At 55.3% G+C, this 13,957-nt stretch carries 13 protein-coding genes; all 13 read right to left on the reverse strand.

Annotated elements, in window-relative coordinates; genetic code table 11:
- Positions 1–54 precede the first annotated feature (54 nt).
- Positions 55–1,008 carry a YbeF family transcriptional regulator gene (locus NB069_RS05770; RefSeq protein WP_250588449.1) on the reverse strand — a complete coding sequence of 318 codons (954 nt, stop codon included), beginning with the start codon at positions 1,006–1,008 and terminating at the stop codon, positions 55–57.
- Between the two features lie 302 nt (positions 1,009–1,310).
- Positions 1,311–1,952 (reverse strand): lipoyl(octanoyl) transferase LipB, encoded by a 642-nt coding sequence (gene lipB, locus NB069_RS05775; protein WP_250588451.1) that lies wholly within the window; start codon positions 1,950–1,952, stop codon positions 1,311–1,313.
- Between the two features lie 92 nt (positions 1,953–2,044).
- A complete protein-coding gene (gene ybeD, locus NB069_RS05780) occupies positions 2,045–2,308 on the reverse strand; it encodes a DUF493 family protein YbeD (protein ID WP_000850547.1) in 264 nt (87 codons plus the stop codon).
- A gap of 107 nt (positions 2,309–2,415) precedes the next feature.
- Positions 2,416–3,627 (reverse strand): D-alanyl-D-alanine carboxypeptidase DacA, encoded by a 1,212-nt coding sequence (gene dacA, locus NB069_RS05785; RefSeq protein WP_250588452.1) that lies wholly within the window; start codon positions 3,625–3,627, stop codon positions 2,416–2,418.
- A gap of 138 nt (positions 3,628–3,765) precedes the next feature.
- Entirely contained in the window at positions 3,766–4,890 is a 1,125-nt protein-coding gene (rlpA, locus tag NB069_RS05790; protein ID WP_250588454.1) for an endolytic peptidoglycan transglycosylase RlpA, read from the reverse strand.
- Positions 4,891–4,900: 10 nt separating this feature from the next.
- The gene (mrdB, locus tag NB069_RS05795) at positions 4,901–6,013 is read right to left on the reverse strand and encodes a peptidoglycan glycosyltransferase MrdB (protein WP_039031364.1); all 1,113 of its coding nucleotides are present in this window, start codon (positions 6,011–6,013) and stop codon (positions 4,901–4,903) included.
- Between the two features lie 2 nt (positions 6,014–6,015).
- Positions 6,016–7,917: a peptidoglycan DD-transpeptidase MrdA gene (gene mrdA, locus NB069_RS05800; protein WP_250588456.1), complete on the reverse strand. Its 1,902-nt coding sequence runs from the start codon at positions 7,915–7,917 to the stop codon at positions 6,016–6,018.
- A 30-nt stretch (positions 7,918–7,947) separates the two neighbouring features.
- Complete coding sequence (rlmH, locus tag NB069_RS05805) at positions 7,948–8,415, reverse strand: 23S rRNA (pseudouridine(1915)-N(3))-methyltransferase RlmH (RefSeq protein WP_003858701.1); 468 nt, start codon at positions 8,413–8,415, stop codon at positions 7,948–7,950.
- A 3-nt stretch (positions 8,416–8,418) separates the two neighbouring features.
- Positions 8,419–8,736 (reverse strand): ribosome silencing factor, encoded by a 318-nt coding sequence (gene rsfS, locus NB069_RS05810; RefSeq protein WP_040076579.1) that lies wholly within the window; start codon positions 8,734–8,736, stop codon positions 8,419–8,421.
- 270 nt (positions 8,737–9,006) lie between these two features.
- On the reverse strand, positions 9,007–9,660 hold the full coding sequence (nadD, locus tag NB069_RS05815; protein WP_250588458.1) for a nicotinate-nucleotide adenylyltransferase: 654 nt from the start codon (positions 9,658–9,660) through the stop codon (positions 9,007–9,009).
- A gap of 1 nt (position 9,661) precedes the next feature.
- Positions 9,662–10,693, reverse strand: coding sequence for a DNA polymerase III subunit delta (gene holA, locus NB069_RS05820; RefSeq protein WP_250588466.1), 1,032 nt, complete (start codon positions 10,691–10,693; stop codon positions 9,662–9,664).
- Positions 10,693–11,259 carry an LPS assembly lipoprotein LptE gene (lptE, locus tag NB069_RS05825; protein ID WP_250588467.1) on the reverse strand — a complete coding sequence of 189 codons (567 nt, stop codon included), beginning with the start codon at positions 11,257–11,259 and terminating at the stop codon, positions 10,693–10,695. Before lptE ends, holA begins: the two co-directional genes overlap by 1 nt.
- A gap of 14 nt (positions 11,260–11,273) precedes the next feature.
- On the reverse strand, positions 11,274–13,856 hold the full coding sequence (leuS, locus tag NB069_RS05830; protein ID WP_250588469.1) for a leucine--tRNA ligase: 2,583 nt from the start codon (positions 13,854–13,856) through the stop codon (positions 11,274–11,276).
- Between the last annotated feature and the right edge of the window lie 101 nt (positions 13,857–13,957).

The raw sequence follows: 13,957 nt of genomic DNA on the forward strand, positions 1-13,957 counted from the left end.
GTTGTTTAGTGCCTTTTGAGAGATCAAGCGTGGTTCTGCGCAGGCTGCTCCCCATTAAAAGGCCTGGCGGATAACGTTAATCAGATTTTCCAGCACCGGATCGCGCAGGCTCAGCTTGTTGTAATACAGCGAGATTTCAACGGACTCGGCATTGAGCGGGGCAAAGGGGATCTGTTCCACCGGCCAGCAGTGGCGCACCATATTAAACAGGCGTTCCGGGATGATACCCAGCAGATCGCTGCTGCCAACCAGGGCGGCAATGGTAAAAATATTGTAACTGCTGAAATTCACCAGACGTTCCGGGAAAATATCCTGGACGCGCTGTCGCAGCCCGTTGAGGTTTTGCCCCTCCATCAGCAACAGCGTTTGCTCGTAGCGCTGCAGGTTCTCAACCGTGATAGCCTCCTGCAGCGCCGGATGGCCCTGGCGGCAGACCAGCAGTAGCTTATCCGCAAACAGCATGTTGCGGCTTAACGCCCGGGCATTCAGGGTGTTGCTGTCCACAATCAGGTCGGTCTGAAACTGGCCAAGCTGCGCCTCGGGGTCGTTAACCGAGATATTACGCAGCATCAGCTGCGGCGCATGCGTCTTCACGGCCTGGTAGATCACCGGCATCACCAGCGCGCCCACGGCTGGCGTAGTGCCAATGGTGATGATTCGTTGTTTGTCGTAGCTGCCGGTTAAATCCAGCGCGCCGAGGATAGATTCCAGCCCCTGGCTGATGTATTCGTGCAAATGCGTGGCGTAGGCGGTAGGGGTAACCCCCTGGCCTTTACGGATGAACAGCGGGTCGGGAAAGATGGTTCGTAATTTCTGGATAGACTGACTAATTGCTGAGGGAGTGAGATTCAGAATTTTCGCAGCGTTAACGATCCCTTTATGCACATATACGGCCTCAAAAATCGTCAATAAGTTAAGATCTATATTACGTAAAGTCCGAAAAATTTGTGGCTTTGCATCACTGCCAGGATCGCTTAAGCGCTTTTCTGGAAGATTATTATTATCCACGCTGTCCCTCCGAATGTATTCACAATATGAATAATAGTTGAAATTAAATAATGTGCTTATTGTTATGCGTAAACAGTTTCAGGGCGTTAATAATTTTGTGTTAACTCATTGGGTTGCATGATTTTTGCGCACGCGTAATTGCACCGGCCGGTTGACCCTGTCGGCGCTAAAAGCAGGAAAGCCTGTATTCGCAGCCATGTTGCGGATGTTTTGAAAATATAGAATCTGGGAATTAATGTAAAGGGTAAATGCGATGAAATAAGAATGGCTCATCAAATAAATGAGCCAAATGTGAAACCTGATTAAGCAGGAATATATTTATGCGGTGGATTGTTTAGCAGCGCTAAAAAAGAGTTAACCAGATATGGCCGTGCGATTTCAGGGGTAATATTCGCTACCCACTGGCGCATTTGTGCCATTTCCATGCCGGCGTAACCGCAAGGATTGATGCGCTGGAAAGGCGAAAGATCCATATTGATATTCAACGCCAGACCGTGAAAAGAACACCCTTTACGGATTCGCAGACCGAGTGAACATATTTTCATTTCGCCGACATAAACGCCCGGGGCGTCCGCACGCGGGTGCGCATCAATATCAAATTCAGCCAGCGTATTGACCACCGTCTGTTCAAGCAGCGTCACCAGTTCACGCACGCCGAGCTTCCTGCGCTTCAGGTTGAGCAGGACATACATCACCTGTTGCCCCGGCCCGTGATAGGTGATCTGCCCGCCACGATCGCTCTGGATAACGGGTATATCGCCAGGCATTAACAGATGCTCAGCTTTGCCCGCCTGGCCCTGGGTAAATACAGGGGGGTGCTCTACCAGCCAGATCTCATCCGGTGTGTTCTCGTCGCGTGTGTCGGTAAATTCATGCATGGCCTGGGAGACAGGCTCATAGGGCTGAAGCCCAAGCTGGCGAACGAGAATGGTGTCCTGATACAAAACGATCTCTCCGAACGAAGGAAAAAACTGTAGCGGGGAGTATATCACAGAGGGGAAAGAGGTTACCCGGCGATGCGGGTAACCCTAAAACGTTACAGCACCATACGTACGATATCGATATTGCCGAGCTCTTCGTACAGGGTCTCGACTTGCTCAATATGCGTCGCATTAATGGTGATAGAGACGGAATGGTAGTTACCTTTGCTGCTTGGTTTCACCGTCGGAGAGTAGTCACCTGGCGCATGGCGCTGTACCACCTCAACCACCTGATCAACCAGCTCAGGCAACGCCTGTCCCATTACTTTGTAAGTAAAAGGAGTAGGGAATTCAAGCAGTTCATTAAGTTTGGTTTTCATGGGAGCTCCGGCAGTGCGTCAAAAAAATAATAACTCCCACATCAGGTGGGAGTTATCAGGTTACATAGTATATGGGGACAGAAATCACACTTTCAAGTGTTCAATTCTTAACCAAACCAGTGATGGAACATCAGTTTAATGTAATCAATGATTTTGCCGAAGAAATTGCCTTCAGGGATTTCGTCCAGCACCACGAGCGGGCGCTGATCGATGGTTTTACCATCGAGCTGGAAGTTAATGGTGCCGACCACCTGGTTTTTCTTCAGCGGGGCGTGCAGCTCGCTGGAGGTCAACACATAGCTGGCCTTGAGATCCTTCATGCGTCCACGAGGAATGGTCAGGTAGAGATCTTTATCCACGCCCAGTGAGGCACGGTCGTTATTACCGAACCAGACCGGTTCAGAGGCGAACTCTTTACCTGCTTTCAGCGGGTTCACGGTTTCAAAGAAGCGGAAGCCCCAGGTCAGCAGTTTCTTGCTCTCGGCTTCACGACCTTTGAAGGTACGACCGCCCATTACGGCAGAGATCAGACGCATCTGGCCTTCTGTCGCCGAGGCGACCAGGTTGTAACCGGCTTTATCGGTGTGGCCAGTTTTGATGCCGTCAACGTTCAGGCTGTTATCCCACAGCAGGCCGTTGCGGTTGGTCTGACGGATGCCGTTAAAGGTGAACTCTTTCTCTTTGTAGATGGTGTATTCGTTCGGAACGTCACGGATCAGCGCCTGACCAATCAGCGCCATATCGCGCGCAGAGCTGTACTGACCCTCGGCATCCAGGCCGTGAACCGTCTGGAAGTGGCTGTTTTTCAGACCCAGCGCGCTCACGTAGCTGTTCATCAGGCCAACGAAGGCGTCCTGGCTACCGGCGGCAAAGTCGGCCATTGCCACACAGGCATCGTTACCGGACTGCAGGTTGATACCGCGGATCAGCTGAGAAACAGGAACCTGCATACCCGGTTTCAGGAACATCAGGGATGAGCCCTTGAATACCGGATTGCCGGTGGCCCACGCATCGTTACCGATGGTGACGAGGTCAGTCTCTTTGAATTTACCCGCTTTCATCGCCTGGCCGATGACATAGCTGGTCATCATTTTGGTCAGGCTGGCCGGATCGCGTCGTGCATCAGCGTTCTGTTCTGCCAGGACTTTGCCGGAGTTATAGTCGATCAGGATATAGGATTCCGCGTCGATCTGCGGAACGCCCGGGATCATGGTCTTGATATTCAGGTCATCGGCGTGAGCAACAGAGAGCGTGGCTGCGCAAAGCGCCGTAGTGAGCGCCATGCGCTGCATAAAACGAGCGGAGAAAGTGGTCTTCATGGTCAGAACAACGACATCCGTGATGGAATTAAAAAAGTGCCTTACTATAGCAAATGCTATACAGGCAGGCATCCGACTTTCAGCATGAGAGTGTGAATCAGACTTACAAATACTGACAATTCGGATACCGCTGATTAATCATTTCGCAACAGCGATAAACGACTGTAACTGCGCTTCATTCTGCAGGCGCTGCTGCAACGCAGCGGCCTCAGATTTGCTGGCGAACGGGCCCAGCTGAATACGCCAGACCGCGCCATTTTGCTCAACGCGACCCGGAACGCCAAACTGCTGGCCGAGACGCTGTTGATACTGCTGAGCACGCGTCTGGTCGCTCACTGCGCCAACCTGAACGACGTAGCCACCAGCCTGTGCAGGTGCGGAAACAGGGGCCGCAACCGGAGCCTGCGTCGGGGCAGAGACAGGGGCGGTGACCGGCGCCGTCTGGTTCACCGGGGCAGTAACAACCGGCTGTGGCGCTGGCGGTTCACTGCCTTCCAGTACGCCAGAGGCGAGGGTCGTCGGTGCGCCGAGGAAACCGCTGCTGTTCACCGGCGCGCCCATGCTGTCTTCGCTTTTCAGCGTGTCGTTGCTGATGGGATGGACGTCACCCTGTGCAGGCATCGGTTCGGAAGCGGACGATGCGCTACCCATACCGCCGCTCAGATCGGGACGGGCGGGCAGGGCATAAGTCTGTTTTGCAACAGTCGTACAGGCCATTCCCGGGCCGGACAGCGTACCGTCCTGGGCGACAATAATCGGGTCGATCCGCACTTTGGTGTTGTTTGAGGTGTTCAGACGATCGGCCGCGGCACGTGACAGTGAAATTACGCGGTCGTTGCCGTAAGGGCCGCGGTCGTTGATACGCACCACTATCATCCGGCCATTCGCCAGGTTGGTAATACGCGCATAGCTCGGGATTGGCAGAGTCGGGTGCGCAGCCGTGAGCTGCATCGGATCGAACGCTTCACCGGATGCGGTGAGGTTGCTTCCCGGCTCGGCATCATAAATCGCTGCCAGGCCTGCCTGACTGAATCGGGACAGATCCTGAACGATTTTATAGCTTTTACCGTCGCGTTCGTAATCCTGATTCGCGGTTGCGCTCAGCGGTTCAAAACGCGGATCGGCTCCGCTGATCTCAACCACCGGTCCATTACATACTGCCGGCTGCGGCGGTGCGACGGTCGCTTGCTGCTGACCATCGTCACTTGTACAGGCTGCCAGTAAACTCACTGCGATGCAGATCCCAGACCACTGCTTACGCATTGCGTGCCCCTTATACGCTTTTTGACAACATTTTTCTGTGTGTATGGATCGACATGACGATCCCGAACCCGGCCATCAATACAATCAGGGCCGAGCCTCCGTAACTCACCAGAGGAAGCGGTACGCCTACCACCGGCAGAATACCGCTCACCATACCAATATTTACGAAAACATAAACGAATAAAATCAACATCAAGCCACCGGCCATGACGCGGCCAAAGGTGGTTTGCGCGCGGGCGGCGATCCATAGGCCACGCATGATTAACAGCAGATACAGCGCCAGCAGAATCAAAATGCCGACCAGGCCTAGCTCTTCCGCCAGTACCGCGAAGATAAAGTCGGTGTGGCGTTCCGGCAGGAACTCGAGCTGCGACTGGGTGCCGTGCAGCCAGCCCTTACCGCGCAGACCGCCAGAGCCGATCGCAATCTTCGACTGTATAATATGATAGCCTGCTCCGAGCGGGTCGCTCTCCGGATCGAGCAACATCATTACGCGCTGCCGCTGATAATCGTGCATCAGGAAGAACCACAGAATCGGGATAAAGGCCGCGACCAGCACCACCGCAATCCCGATAAGCCGCCAGCTCAGCCCTGAGAGGAACAGGACAAACAGACCGGAAAGGGCGATGAGAATCGAGGTGCCGAGGTCCGGCTGGGCCGCAACCAGCAGGGTAGGCAGGAAGATCAGCACCAGCGCAATCGCCGTATTTTTCAACGACGGCGGACAGACATCGCGGTTGATGAAGCGTGCCACCATTAACGGCACGGCGATTTTCGCGATCTCTGAGGGCTGAAAACGTACGATCCCCAGGTCGAGCCAGCGCTGCGCGCCTTTCGAGATGGCCCCGAAGGCATCGACCGCCACCAGCAAAATAATACAGAAAATGTAGAGATAGGGCGCCCAGCCTTCGTAGACGCGCGGCGGTATCTGCGCCATCACCACCATGATCACCAGGCCCATAGTAATCTGGCCGATCTTACGTTCGGTCATCCCGAGATCCTGGCCACTGGCGCTCCAGATAACCAGGGCGCTGTAAACCAGCAGCGCCAGCAGAATCAGCAGCATGGCCGGGTCGATGTGGATCTTGTCCCACAGCGATTTTTTATTCGGATTATCCGTCACGATTATTGGTCCTCCGCGCCAGCGGCAGCCGGGCTCTCGCTCGGCAGGTCAGTGTTGTTGTCACCCAGCATAATGTGGTCAAGGATCTGGCGCATAATGGTGCCGACCGCCGGGCCGGCACCGCCGTTTTCCAGAATAATCGACACCGCAACCTGCGGGTTATCATAAGGAGCAAACGCAATCATCAGCTTGTGGTCACGCAGACGTTCAGCAATTTTGTGTGCGTTATAGGTTTCGTTCGCCTTCAGGCCGAAGACCTGCGCGGTACCGGATTTTGCCGCGATTTTATAGGGTGCCCCGGCAAAGTACTTGTGCGCCGTACCGTTCGCGCGGTTGGCAACGCCGTACATGCCGTCTTTAGCAATTTCCCAGTAGCCGGAGTGGATATCCCCCACCGGCGGCTCATGCGGCTGCGACCACGGCACTTTCTTGCCGTCTTCTACGGTGCTCATCAACAGGTGTGGCACTTTCACCACCCCATCGTTGATGAGGATCATCAGCGCTTTGTTCATCTGAATCGGCGTCGCGGTCCAGTAACCCTGGCCGATCCCCACCGGAATGGTGTCACCCTGATACCAGGGTTTTTTAAAGCGTTTCATCTTCCATTCACGGGTTGGCATATTGCCGGAGCGTTCTTCTGACAGGTCGATGCCGGTGTAATGGCCATAGCCAAATTTACCCATCCATTCGGAAAGACGATCGATACCCATGTCGTAGGCGACCTGGTAGAAGAAGGTATCCGCCGACTCTTCCAGCGATTTGGTCACGTTCAGGTGACCGTGCCCCCACTTTTTCCAGTCGCGGTAGCGCTTTTCAGAGCCCGGCAGCTGCCACCAGCCGGGGTCGAACAGGCTGGTATTGCGGGTAATTACCCCTGCGCTCAGGGCAGAGACCGCCACATAAGGTTTCACCGTTGACGCAGGCGGATAAACACCCTGAGTCGCACGGTTGACCAGCGGCGTATTCGGGTCGTTGAGCAGGCCAGAGTAGTCTTTGCTGGAGATACCATCGACGAACAGGTTCGGGTCATAACTTGGAGTCGACACCAGCGAAAGAATGCTGCCGGTGCGCGGGTCGGTAACAATGACCGCCGCACGGCTGCCTGCCAGCAGGGTTTCGATATACTGTTGAAGCTGGAGATCCAGCGTCAGGTAGATGTCATGCCCGGCCTGCGGCGGCATCTCTTTCAGCTGGCGGATCACGCGTCCCCGGTTGTTGACTTCAACTTCTTCATAGCCGGTCTGACCGTGAAGAACCTCTTCGTAATAGCGCTCAATACCCAGCTTACCGATATCATGCGTTGCCGCATAGTTGGCGAGTTTGCCGTCTTTATCCAGCCTGTCGACGTCTTTATCGTTGATTTTCGAGACATAGCCGATGACGTGCGTCAGCGCGGAACCGTACGGGTAGAAGCGGCGCTTGTAGCCTTTAACTTCCACGCCGGGAAAGCGGTACTGATTCACGGCAAAACGGGCAACCTGCACTTCGGTGAGGTTGGTTTTTACCGGGATCGACGTAAAGCGATGCGAGCGCGAGCGCTCTTTTTTGAAAGCAGCGATATCGTCATCGTTCAGATCCACCACGCTGCGCAATGCTTCCAGGGTCTGCTGCACGTTATCGACCTTCTCAGGCATCATTTCAATCTGGTAGATCGTGCGGTTCAGCGCCAGCGGCGTGCCGTTGCGGTCATAGATAATGCCGCGACTGGGGGCGATGGGGACGAGTTTAATGCGGTTTTCGTTGGAGCGGGTCTGGTAATCGGTAAAACGGACAATCTGCAGATTATAGAGGTTGGCGATCAGTACGCCAGTCAGCAGCAAAATCCCCAAAAAGGCGACCAGCGCCCGGCGCACAAACAGCGCGGACTCAGCCGTATAGTCGCGAAAAGAATTCTGTAGTTTCATCCGCTGCTTAATTTATCCAGGACTTGATCGTTACTCACGGTGATAAGGATGGTTGGTCGTGATGCTCCACGCGCGATAGAGGCTTTCAGCAACCAGGACCCGGACCAGCGGGTGGGGAAGCGTCAACGCGGAGAGAGACCAACTTTGTTCTGCTGCCGCTTTGCAGGCGGGGGATAATCCCTCCGGACCGCCAATTAACAGGCTGACGTCGCGACCGTCCTGCTTCCAGCGCTCCAGCTCGTGCGCCAGTTGCGGCGTATCCCAGGGTTTACCTGGAATATCGAGAGTGACGATGCGGTTTTTGCCTGCGGCAGCCAGCATCAGTTCACCCTCTTTATCGAGAATACGTTTAATATCCGCGTTTTTGCCGCGTTTGCCAGCGGGGATCTCCACCAGCTCAAACGGCATGTCTTTTGGAAAACGACGCAGATATTCAGTGAACCCCGTTTGTACCCAGTCGGGCATTTTTGTACCGACGGCTACCAGTTGCAGCTTCACGCATTAACCCCAGAGTTTTTCCAGCTCATACAGGCGACGGCTCTCTTCCTGCATGACGTGGACAATCACATCGCCAAGGTCAACGACAACCCAGTCAGCGGTGGCTTCGCCTTCAACGCCGAGCGGCAGCATGCCGGCAGCGCGAGACGCCTGAACCACATGGTCAGCGATAGATGCAACATGGCGAGTGGACGTGCCGGTGCAGATAATCATGCAATCGGTGATGCTTGATTTGCCCTGAACGTCGATGGCAATGATGTCCTGACCTTTCAGATCGTCAATTTTGTCGATAACAAAATCCTGGAGTGCTTTACCCTGCAAGTTTTCCCCCTGGGAGAGTGAGATTGAACAACTATAAATTCGTAGCCAGACAGTATACCTGAACTGGCTGCAGTGTCGGGACAAATGTCACCGGACGGGCATGTGAAGGCGGGTATCATCCCACCCTCTGCCGGAGATTGCATCGCCATTTTTGTAAAACAGTTTTTGTAAAACCGTGCTGGCGGGAAGTCTGGCAGCGGAGGATATCAGCCTGGACGGGGGTGTCAATGGCGAGAGCGCGAATGGCGCGCTTTTTCTCCCGCACGCCAGTCAGTTGCTGCTTTTCTGATACAGGCCCTGCTGCTGAATGTAACGTAACACCGGGACCGGTAACATCTCATCACAGGGGAGACCCTGCTGAAGACGCTGGCGGATAAGCGTGGCTGAGATATCAAACCAGGGGGTTTCCGCGAGGTAAATTTTGCCGGCAGGCCGGGTGTGCAGATCCTCAACCTGATACGTCCGATGCTGCTCCAGCCATAGCTGGTGCTGCTCCTCTTTCATCATCAGGGGATAACCCGGACGGCGGCAGACGATTAAGTGGCTGTTATCGAGGATCGTCTGGTACTGATACCAGGTGGGGAAATTGAGCAGCGAGTCCTGACCGATAATAAACGCCAGCGGTTTCTCCGGCCCTTGTTCGCTGCGCCACGCCTCTAGCGTCTGCGCCGTATACGACGGGCTGTCCCGGCGCAGCTCACGTTCATCAAGAACAAACAGCGGCTTATCGGCGATCGCAAGTTCAAGCATCGCTTTGCGCTGGGCGGGAGTCGCTTCCGGCTGCGGGCGATGCGGCGGTACGTTGTTGGGCATAATAGTGACGCGCTGCAGGCCGATCTGGTTGGCGAGGATCTCGACCGGTTTCAGATGCCCGTAGTGGACCGGGTCAAAGGTACCGCCATAGAGTGCCTGTAGAGAATGCATCTCAACCCTCAATAAAAATATCGGCCAGCGCCTTGTGGCACAGCAGCAGGGAGAGGCTTTCCAGCTCAGACCAGATCGACTGACCATAATCCTGCTTCAGGGTCAGCTCGGTACGTGTCAGAAGCTGAACGGCCTGGCGCAGCTGTTCCGGGCTCAGACGGTTCAACGCTTCGGTGGTCATGCCACGGCGGTTCTGCCAGACCCGGTGTTTATCAAACAGCGCGCGCAGGGGCGTGTGCGCTGACTGACGCTTCAGTGTGACCAGCAGCAGCAGTTCGCGCTGCAGGGTACGCAGCAGAATAACCGGTTCGCTGCCTTCAAGACGCAGCTGCTGCAGGATATGCAGTGCGCGCTTGCTCTTCGCGGAGAGCAGGGCATCGACCCAGTGGAAAGGGGTGAAGTGCGCCGCGTCGTTTACCGCCTGCTCAACGCGCGGTAAGGTCAGTTTGCCATCCGGCCAGAGCAGCGAAAGACGTTCCAGCGCCTGGGCAAGAGCCAGCAAATTACCTTCATAACAGTAACAAAGCAGCTGGTTCGCGGCGTCATCGAGCTGCAGATTCAGCTGCTTTGCCCGGGCCGCCACCCATTTAGGCAGATGGGCCTGTTCCGGAGTCTGGCAGCTCACCAGCACCGAATGGTTTGCCACTGCCGTAAACCAGGCGGCATTTTCCTGGGCCTTAGTCAATTTGTTGCCGCGAACAATCAGCAGCAGATCGCTGTGCAGCAGGCTCACCAGCGTGGCGAGTTGTTCGTTGATAGCCGCGTTAGGGCCGTTTTCCGGGAGCTGGATAAGCAGCGTTTGCCGGGCGGCAAACAGGCTCATCGCCTGACAGAGTGAGAAAATCTCCTGCCAGTCAGTGCTGTTATCCAGGGTGAAACTGTGGTGCTCATCAAAGCCCTGGGTGGCCGCAAACTGACGTACGGCGTCCTGGCTTTCCTGAAGCAGCAGCGGATCGTTTCCGAGCAGCAGATACGCCGCGCGCAGCCCTTCATTGAGCTGCGCGCGGAGTTGTTCAGGGTACAACCTGAGCATTACTGACCCAGCGTCGTGGAGACGCGAGATGAGGATGCCGCAGGTGTAGCGTCCTGGGCATTCTCTTTTTCAGCGGAATGGACGCTTGGCAGCTTACGAATAAGCTGTTCCGCTGCCTTGTCGTACATTTCGTTAATGATAATGGTCTGCTCAGCGTCTTTCGCAAGGGCTGTCTGCGGGTTATCGAAGAACGAACGATAGACCTTGGTACTGATTGGGTAAATATCGCTACCCGGGATCAGAACCGCCGCGTGCACTTCCATCACCATCTGGTATTCCGCAGTACGACCATCCTGGAAGATGGAGGCGGTGTCCTGGCTCAGGGTAGAGCTTAAGACGCGGAACGACGGGATATCCTGGCGCAGAGTACCTTTTTCGATCAGATCAACGCCGTTGAGACGCAGCTGATTACGAATGGCACGGCTAAGCGGACCATTTGGATCGCCCGAATCGAAAATCATCGTTTTCATCTGTTCCGGCACCTGTGTAGTGTTGCGCAGGTGCCAGCCACATCCGGCGGTGACCAACACCGCCAGTGATAACAGTAATGTTGCCAGTTGTCGCACGCTTCCTCCCGCGCTTAGCCAACGACCAGGTTCAGCAGTTTACCAGGTACGTAGATCACTTTACGTACGGTAACGCCCTCAAGATACTTCGCTACCAGATGCTCCTGGCCGGCACGCTCGCGGACCTGCTCTTCGGTCGCATCAACCGGAACAGTGATTTTACCGCGGACTTTACCGTTTACCTGCACGACTACCAGCGTGGTGTTTTCTACCATCGCGGCTTCATCAGCCACTGGCCACGGCGCATTGTCGATATCGCCTTCGCCGTTCAGCTCCTGCCACAGGATGAAGCTGGCGTGAGGGGTAAACGGGTTCAGCATACGTACAACTGCCAGCAGCGCTTCACGCATGATGGCACGATCCTGCTCGCCGTCCTGCGGGGCTTTCGCCAGCTTGTTCATCAGTTCCATAATAGCCGCAATTGCGGTATTGAAGGTCTGACGGCGACCAATATCATCGGTCACTTTGGCAATAGTTTTATGAACATCGCGGCGCAGCGCCTGCTGGTCTTCGGTCAGCGCAGCGATATCCAGCGCCGGAGCCTCACCCTGCGAGGTGTGCTCGTAAACCAGCTTCCAGACACGTTTCAGGAAGCGGTTAGCCCCTTCAACGCCAGACTCCTGCCATTCAAGGGTCATATCAGCCGGAGAGGCAAACATCATGAACAGACGCACGGTGTCGGCGCCATAACGCTCGACCATTTCCTGAGGGTCGATGCCGTTGTTCTTGGACTTCGACATCTTGCTCATGCCGGTGTAAACCAGTTCGTGGCCTGCGGCATCTTTCGCCTTAACGATACGGCCTTTCTCGTCGCGCTCAACGATAGCCTCTTTCGGAGAGACCCAGTTACGTTCGCCGTTCGCGCCCACGTAGTAGAAGGCGTCCGCCAGCACCATGCCCTGGCACAGCAGCTGTTTGGCTGGCTCGTCAGAATTGACCAGGCCTGCATCGCGCATCAGCTTGTGGAAGAAGCGGAAGTAGAGCAGGTGCATGATGGCGTGTTCGATTCCGCCAATGTAAATATCGACCGGCAGCCAGTAGTTAGCGGCTTTGGAATCCAGCATGCCTTCCTGATGCTGCGGGCAGGTGTAGCGCGCATAGTACCAGGAGGACTCCATAAAGGTATCGAAGGTGTCGGTTTCACGCAGCGCAGGCATGCCGTTAACCGTGGTCTTCGCCCACTCTGGATCGGCTTTGATCGGGCTGGTGATACCATCCATGACCACGTCTTCCGGCAGGATCACCGGGAGCTGATCTTCTGGCGTTGGCATGACGGTACCGTCTTCAAGGGTAACCATCGGGATTGGTGCGCCCCAGTAACGCTGACGGGAGACACCCCAGTCGCGCAGACGGAAGTTGACTTTGCGTTCGCCCACGCCCAGGGCCGCCAGTTTGTCGGCAATGGCGTTGAAGCCCTCTTCAAAGCTCAGGCCGCTAAATTCACCGGAGTTAAACAGGGTACCTTTTTCAGTCATTGCCTGTTCGGACAGGTCTGGCTCAGAGCCATCCGCAGCCAGAATAACCGGCTTGATCGCCAGGTTGTATTTGCTGGCAAATTCGTAGTCGCGCTGATCGTGACCTGGAACGGCCATAACTGCGCCCGTGCCATATTCCATCAGAACGAAGTTGGCTACCCAGACAGGGATCGCTTCGCCCGTCAGCGGGTGCTTCGCGTAGAAGCCGGTGGCAACGCCTTTTTTCTCCATCGTTGCCATATCGGCTTCGGCCACTTTAGTGTTGCGGCATTCATCGATGAAGGTGGCCAGTTCCGGATTGTTCTCTGCCGCTTTTTGCGCCAGCGGGTGACCTGCGGCAACGGCCAGATAGGTCGCCCCCATGAAGGTGTCCGGACGGGTGGTGTAAACGGTCAGGGTCCGATCGTAGTTCTCAACGTTGAAGGTGATCTCAACACCTTCAGAACGGCCGATCCAGTTGCGCTGCATGGTTTTCACGGTTTCTGGCCAGTGGTCCAGATTATCCAGATCGTTCAGCAGTTCGTCGGCGTAAGCGGTGATTTTGATAAACCACTGCGGGATCTCTTTCCGCTCAACCTTGGTGTCGCAGCGCCAGCAGCAGCCGTCGATAACCTGCTCGTTCGCGAGAACGGTCTGGTCGTTCGGGCACCAGTTAACGGCGGAGGTTTTCTTGTACACCAGCCCTTTTTTATACAGCTCGGTAAAGAACTTCTGTTCCCAACGGTAGTATTCCGGGGTGCAGGTCGCCAGCTCGCGGCTCCAGTCATAGCCAAAGCCCAGCATCTTGAGCTGGTTTTTCATGTAGGCGATGTTGTCGTAGGTCCATGGCGCAGGCGCAGTGTTGTTTTTCACCGCCGCGCCTTCAGCCGGCAGACCAAACGCATCCCAGCCGATAGGCTGCAGCACGTTTTTGCCCAGCATACGCTGATAACGGGCGATCACATCACCGATGGTGTAGTTACGCACGTGGCCCATGTGTAGTCGGCCAGAAGGATAGGGAAGCATCGACAGGCAGTAATACTTCTCTTTGCTCTCGTCTTCGGTGACTTCAAAAGTGCGCTTCTCGTCCCAGTGTTGCTGGACTTTAGATTCTATCTCTTCCGGGCGGTATTGCTCTTGCATGGCAGCCAGTGGTCCTGTGTTCAATACAGCTACAAACGTAGCCAATGGATGTGGTAATTCAGATCCGCATAGCATAGCCCAAACGTCCGCGTCAAAACAGC

This window comes from Leclercia adecarboxylata, assembly GCF_023639785.1.
GTDB classification, from domain to species: Bacteria; Pseudomonadota; Gammaproteobacteria; order Enterobacterales; family Enterobacteriaceae; genus Enterobacter; species Enterobacter adecarboxylatus_D.

Excerpts from the sequence above, each read along its gene's own strand:
- ybeD (WP_000850547.1), bottom strand. The coding sequence starts at position 2,308 with ATGAAAACCAAACTTAATGAACTGCTTGAATTCCCTACTCCTTTTACT.
- dacA (WP_250588452.1), bottom strand. The coding sequence starts at position 3,627 with ATGAAGACCACTTTCTCCGCTCGTTTTATGCAGCGCATGGCGCTCACT.
- rlpA (WP_250588454.1), bottom strand. The coding sequence starts at position 4,890 with ATGCGTAAGCAGTGGTCTGGGATCTGCATCGCAGTGAGTTTACTGGCA.
- mrdA (WP_250588456.1), bottom strand. The coding sequence starts at position 7,917 with ATGAAACTACAGAATTCTTTTCGCGACTATACGGCTGAGTCCGCGCTG.
- nadD (WP_250588458.1), bottom strand. The coding sequence starts at position 9,660 with ATGCATTCTCTACAGGCACTCTATGGCGGTACCTTTGACCCGGTCCAC.
- holA (WP_250588466.1), bottom strand. The coding sequence starts at position 10,693 with ATGCTCAGGTTGTACCCTGAACAACTCCGCGCGCAGCTCAATGAAGGG.
- leuS (WP_250588469.1), bottom strand. The coding sequence starts at position 13,856 with ATGCAAGAGCAATACCGCCCGGAAGAGATAGAATCTAAAGTCCAGCAA.